At 45.9% G+C, this 4,812-nt stretch carries 5 protein-coding genes; all 5 read right to left on the bottom strand.

Going from position 1 to position 4,812, the window contains the following annotated elements; genetic code table 11:
* The coding region (locus tag B3Z75_RS11355) for a hypothetical protein (RefSeq protein WP_294071702.1) at nucleotides 1–358 on the bottom strand (358 nt) is incomplete at its 3' end.
* 225 nt (nucleotides 359–583) lie between these two features.
* The gene (locus B3Z75_RS11350; protein ID WP_294071700.1) at nucleotides 584–1,486 is read right to left on the bottom strand and encodes a hypothetical protein; all 903 of its coding nucleotides are present in this window, start codon (nucleotides 1,484–1,486) and stop codon (nucleotides 584–586) included.
* Nucleotides 1,487–2,302: 816 nt separating this feature from the next.
* Nucleotides 2,303–3,766: an MFS transporter gene (locus B3Z75_RS11345; RefSeq protein WP_294071697.1), complete on the bottom strand. Its 1,464-nt coding sequence runs from the start codon at nucleotides 3,764–3,766 to the stop codon at nucleotides 2,303–2,305.
* 22 nt (nucleotides 3,767–3,788) lie between these two features.
* The gene (locus B3Z75_RS11340; protein WP_294071694.1) at nucleotides 3,789–4,463 is read right to left on the bottom strand and encodes a bifunctional 4-hydroxy-2-oxoglutarate aldolase/2-dehydro-3-deoxy-phosphogluconate aldolase; all 675 of its coding nucleotides are present in this window, start codon (nucleotides 4,461–4,463) and stop codon (nucleotides 3,789–3,791) included.
* A gap of 130 nt (nucleotides 4,464–4,593) precedes the next feature.
* Nucleotides 4,594–4,812: PfkB family carbohydrate kinase (locus tag B3Z75_RS11335; RefSeq protein ID WP_294071691.1), on the bottom strand; the 219-nt coding region annotated here is incomplete at its 5' end.

The raw sequence follows: 4,812 nt of genomic DNA, 5'->3' as shown, positions 1-4,812 counted from the left end.
AGACGATCACGTTTTGTGCATGGCTGTCATATCCGGGGCCGATCATCAGATCCAGCTTCGTGTTGATGGAGAGGATTTTATGAAATCGATCATATATGTTTTTTTCCGGAATGAAATAGCTAATGAAACATCTCGCCTCCACTGTGTGCACGTCCGACAGGTCACGACCCGACGGAGTCAGAGCCCTTAAAGGATACTTGATCGTTTTGGATGAGTGGGGGGCGATGTCCACAAAACGCTGGTAGTCCACCCCTTCAAGGAACACGGCGGTATACACTGTAATCTCCTTGCCAGCCTTATCCTTAAGGAGAAATTGAACATGGCTGCCGGAAGTTCCACCACCCCAATTATTGCGCACTCGCATCGGTTTATCCGCATTGTTTGCCAAATGAAGTAAAATCTTGTTTTCATAGGGCAAATAACTGGAGCTTATGTCGAAGTCGGATTGGGCCGTCAACCCATTGTTCATTTCCGTCTGCTAGGCGGCGATCTCATTTCTATAATAATCGGGAGATAATATAGTCGAAACTGTTATTTCATCTACATAATACTGGCCGGAAACTCCATCACCATATAAATCATTTCAGATATAATTCTCCATATCAGGAGGAATATTGGTATACCCGATTGCTGAAGGTAACTTTTGCTCATCCAGACTACAATTTATATCATTATCCACATGATAAATTTCATGCCAAATGATTGATGCCTGATTGTTGATCGTGTAACCTCTATTGATAAAACTGGCGCAAATGCCGATTGTCCCATCAGCCGTTTTTCTCGCAGCAGTTGCGCAGCCAACGGCTATTTCAATTTCATAGTCATTTAGATCAATTCCCAGTTTCTTTGATATTTCAAATATTTCGGGGAGGATTTCGTTGATCTTTTGGGTTATTTCATTGTAATCCGGATTTGGACTGGATAACTGAGGAGAGCCGGGTTGGGCGCCACCTCCACTGCCACCGCCGCCTCCCCCGGTGTAGGGAGGTGGCGTGGGAGGAATATACCCGGGGGGATATGAGCCGGGGGGATATTCGGGAACAGGGGGATCATTTGGAGGAGGTAATGAAGGCGGGGGATTAGGCTCGGGGGCAACTATGATAACCTCTGGTAATGTGATTGAACCTTCACCCCCATATTCTCCGTTTTTTGTCATTGCCCTCACATTTCTCTTAATGCGTCCTGCATTTAAAAGTTGTGACATCTCATCAACGTACTCGTTGAGATCGGCACTGGCATAGAACAATGATTTTTGTTGAACCATTGTTCCATTAGCATACTTTTCTACCGATATGGTGTAATTGGTTGTAACAGTAGAATATACTACTGTGCCACTAAATTTACTGTCCGGGTCTCCGCCATAGAAGGTTTTGTCTATCTTGCTGCTGTTCTTCGTTGCATTCTCTTCCGACGGAATAATGGTCGCGATATAACAACTATAAATACTTGTTCCCAAGTTTTTGACAACGACCAATTTTTGTAGCATGGTAGTGTAGTAGGTATCTCTGAGTTCACCGGATGCAGTATCAACATCACTATAAAAGAGCCCTCATAAGTTGCCTCGGTTATTAAAGGAACATTTACCGCCATTGCGCCGGAGTGGAAAAAAACTTTCGCTTTGTCCCATTCAGGGGCAATATTTCCCGGATGCAATGCGGTTGGTTCACCTTCCATTTCAATGGAAACATACTCTTCAAAATAATTCCGGGCTTCCAGGATCAGAAGAGAACCGGGGTTTTCATACTCATTTAAATTGTAGTCATCTCGTTCACATGAATAAAGCAATAACAATGCGCATGAATAGGATGCGACCAGTAATCTGATGCAATGTTTCATAGTTTTAATTTAAAATTTCGCCTATTGGCATCGACTGTTAAATTAAGAACGACATTTCTATGTCCCAACACAAAATACTGACATGAGGTGCTACGCTACACCGAATTTATAACGATCCAAAGTAAAACATTAATGTAAGGAGAACATAAGCCTTCATCTCAAAGGAACATAAAAAACTAATAAAGCACAATACTCTCAATTGATATTAACGCCAATAGATTATATATATATAATGATGAAGTGATTAGAGTGATAGTTTTTAACGTGATCAAAACGTGAGTTTAAGAATTGTTAACGATCTCCATCGTGTTTGCTAAAGCATGAAAAATCCTGAATTTTAATAAATGTGAACTTTATGCCGTGATTCCATTTGTTCCCTTCGTAAAACAAAAAAGGAGGAAAACCGCTTCGTTTTCCTCCTACCCGAATCACCACCGGAGGGTGGTATGTGGTTTGATCGATCTGATTACATATCCGTAATCAGTTGATACTTCGGCACCAATGCTTTCATAATGGTCCAGCCCAACAGATAGGCGATGGCACAGAAGATAAAGATGATGAAGTATCCCGATTCGATTCCCTCAAAACCGAGGAACTTCATGTTTGTGTTGGCTGCATAGTCGAACAGAACGCCGGAGCTCTTATTGATGAAGAAGGAGCCCACACCGCCAGCCATACCACCGATGCCGGTGATTGTACCTACGGCATGTTTCGGGAACATGTCACTCACGGTGGTGAAGATGTTGGCCGACCAGGACTGGTGTGCAGCAGCGGCGATACCGATAATGATTACCGGCATCCATACAGAGATACTTCCCAATGGTTGTGCCAGGAGAATCAGTAGCGGGAAGAAAGCAAAAAGCAACATTGCCCGCATACGTCCCTGGTAAGGGTCCATCCTTTTCTTGTTCATAAAATAAGCAGGGAAATAACCGGCTGCAAAAACGGAGATCATCGAGATGGCATATACCACGAATACATGTGGTGCACTTTGGGTAGAATCCAGTCCGTAAACAGCGCTTAAGTATGCCGGAATCCAGAAAAGCAGGAACCACCACACTCCATCCGTCAGAAATTTGCCGACAGCAAAAGACCAGGTTTGTTTGTATTTGAATGCCTTTTTGAAGGATACTTTCTTGCCGGCATCTGCGTCAACCTGAGCTCTTCCTTCAATGGCGTCGGTGGCATCGTCCTGGTTAATATAGGCTAGCTCGGCAGCATTGACTCTTTTGTTTTTCTCGGGTTTTTCGTAGATAAACACCCAGAAGCCCATCCATATAAAACCCAGAGCACCGATTACGATAAATGCCATTTCCCAGCCCCATGCCTTGGCAATGAAGGGGATGGTCAGCGGAGCCAGAAGGGCACCTATCTGTGCACCCGAATTGAATAGACTGGTGGCATAAGCCCTGTCTTTCTTCGGAAAATATTCGGCTGTCGCCTTGATGGCAGCAGGGAAGTTTCCTGCTTCCCCGATGGCCAGTACCAGTCGCGCAAAAACGAAAAGGGTGACACTTACAGACACAACCAGTGATACATCACCCACTGTGCCAATCGCTTCGCGTGCACCCAAGAAGCTCAGGGTCCATTTTCCTGCAACGATTCCTGATGTAAGCAGTCCGCAGAAAGCGTGCATGACGGCTCCAAACGACCATACACCGATAGCCCAGAGGAATCCTTTTTTTGTATCCATCCAGTCCACGAACTTGCCTGCGAAGAGCATGGAGACAGCATAGAAAATAGAGAAGAGTCCGGTAATGGTACCGTAGTCACTGTTGGTCCAGTGAAATTCGGGAGCGATAAAGTCGGCCCACGTCAGCGAGAGTACCTGCCGGTCGAGATAGTTGACCGTGGTAGCCATAAACAGCATGACCACAATCGTCCATCGCTGGTTGGTCATCTTTGCATTTCCTTGTTGTAGTTTACTCATGATTTCTTTTCTGATATTTAGTTTATTTGTGTTGAATATTTTTTACAATCGACAGGCTGCTCCGACATAATTCGGTGATCTTCTCCCAGTCCCCATTTTTCATTACCTCTTTGGGGAACAGGTTTGATCCCATGCCTACGGCAGTTACCCCGGCATTGAACCAAGCCGAGAGATTCTCTTCTGTGGGTTCTACGCCACCGGTGACCATGATCTTCGACCAGGGCATGGGGCCCTTGATATTTTTCACGAACGAAGGCCCCCCCACGTTACCCCCCGGAAAGACCTTTACAATCTCGGCCCCCAACTCCTGTGCCAGCCCTATCTCGGAGGTGGTGGCACAACCGGGAGAGTAGGCTATCTGCCTTCGATTGCATATTTTGAATATGTCTGGATTCAACAGTGGCCCTACCACAAAGTTGGCTCCCAACTGAATGTAGAGCGCCGCTGTGGGGGCATCCACGATGGAGCCGATACCCAATATCATCTCAGGACACGCTGAGTCGGCCCACTTCACCAGTTCGGCGAATACCTCGTGGGCAAAATCACCCCGGTTGGTGAACTCGAAGGCGCGGATTCCCCCTTCGTAGCATGCTTTCACCACTTTTTTTGCCACTTCCGCATCGGCATGGTAAAATACCGGCACGATGCCGGTATTTTCCATGGCCTGATATACCTGTAGTCTTGAAAATTTTGCCATAAATAAGTTGTCAGTTTTCGTTTCGGAGGACAGCAATCGGCTTACCGTTGATAACACTCAGCTTTCAGCTCCGGATTCTTATTTCTAACTTTATAATCTTGTTTTCTGAATCGCTCCAATCAGTAAATCCTCATCGTACCACCCTGCCTGATCCGTCACCTTTCATCAGCGTTTCTACTTCCGGCACGGTCACCAGATTGAAATCGCCGTAAACGGTGTGCTTGAGGCAGGAAGCAGCTACGGCAAAGTCGAGCGCTTTCTGGTCATCGCCTTTGTAGGTGAGGAGTCCGTAGATCAGGCCACCCATGAAAGAGTCTCCGCCACCCACTCTGTCCACGATATGAGTGAT

Origin of the sequence: Proteiniphilum sp. UBA1028, from assembly GCF_002316955.1 — a bacterium.
Taxonomy (GTDB): Bacteria; Bacteroidota; Bacteroidia; order Bacteroidales; family Dysgonomonadaceae; genus Proteiniphilum.
This window is presented reverse-complemented; position numbering and strand designations above follow the sequence as displayed.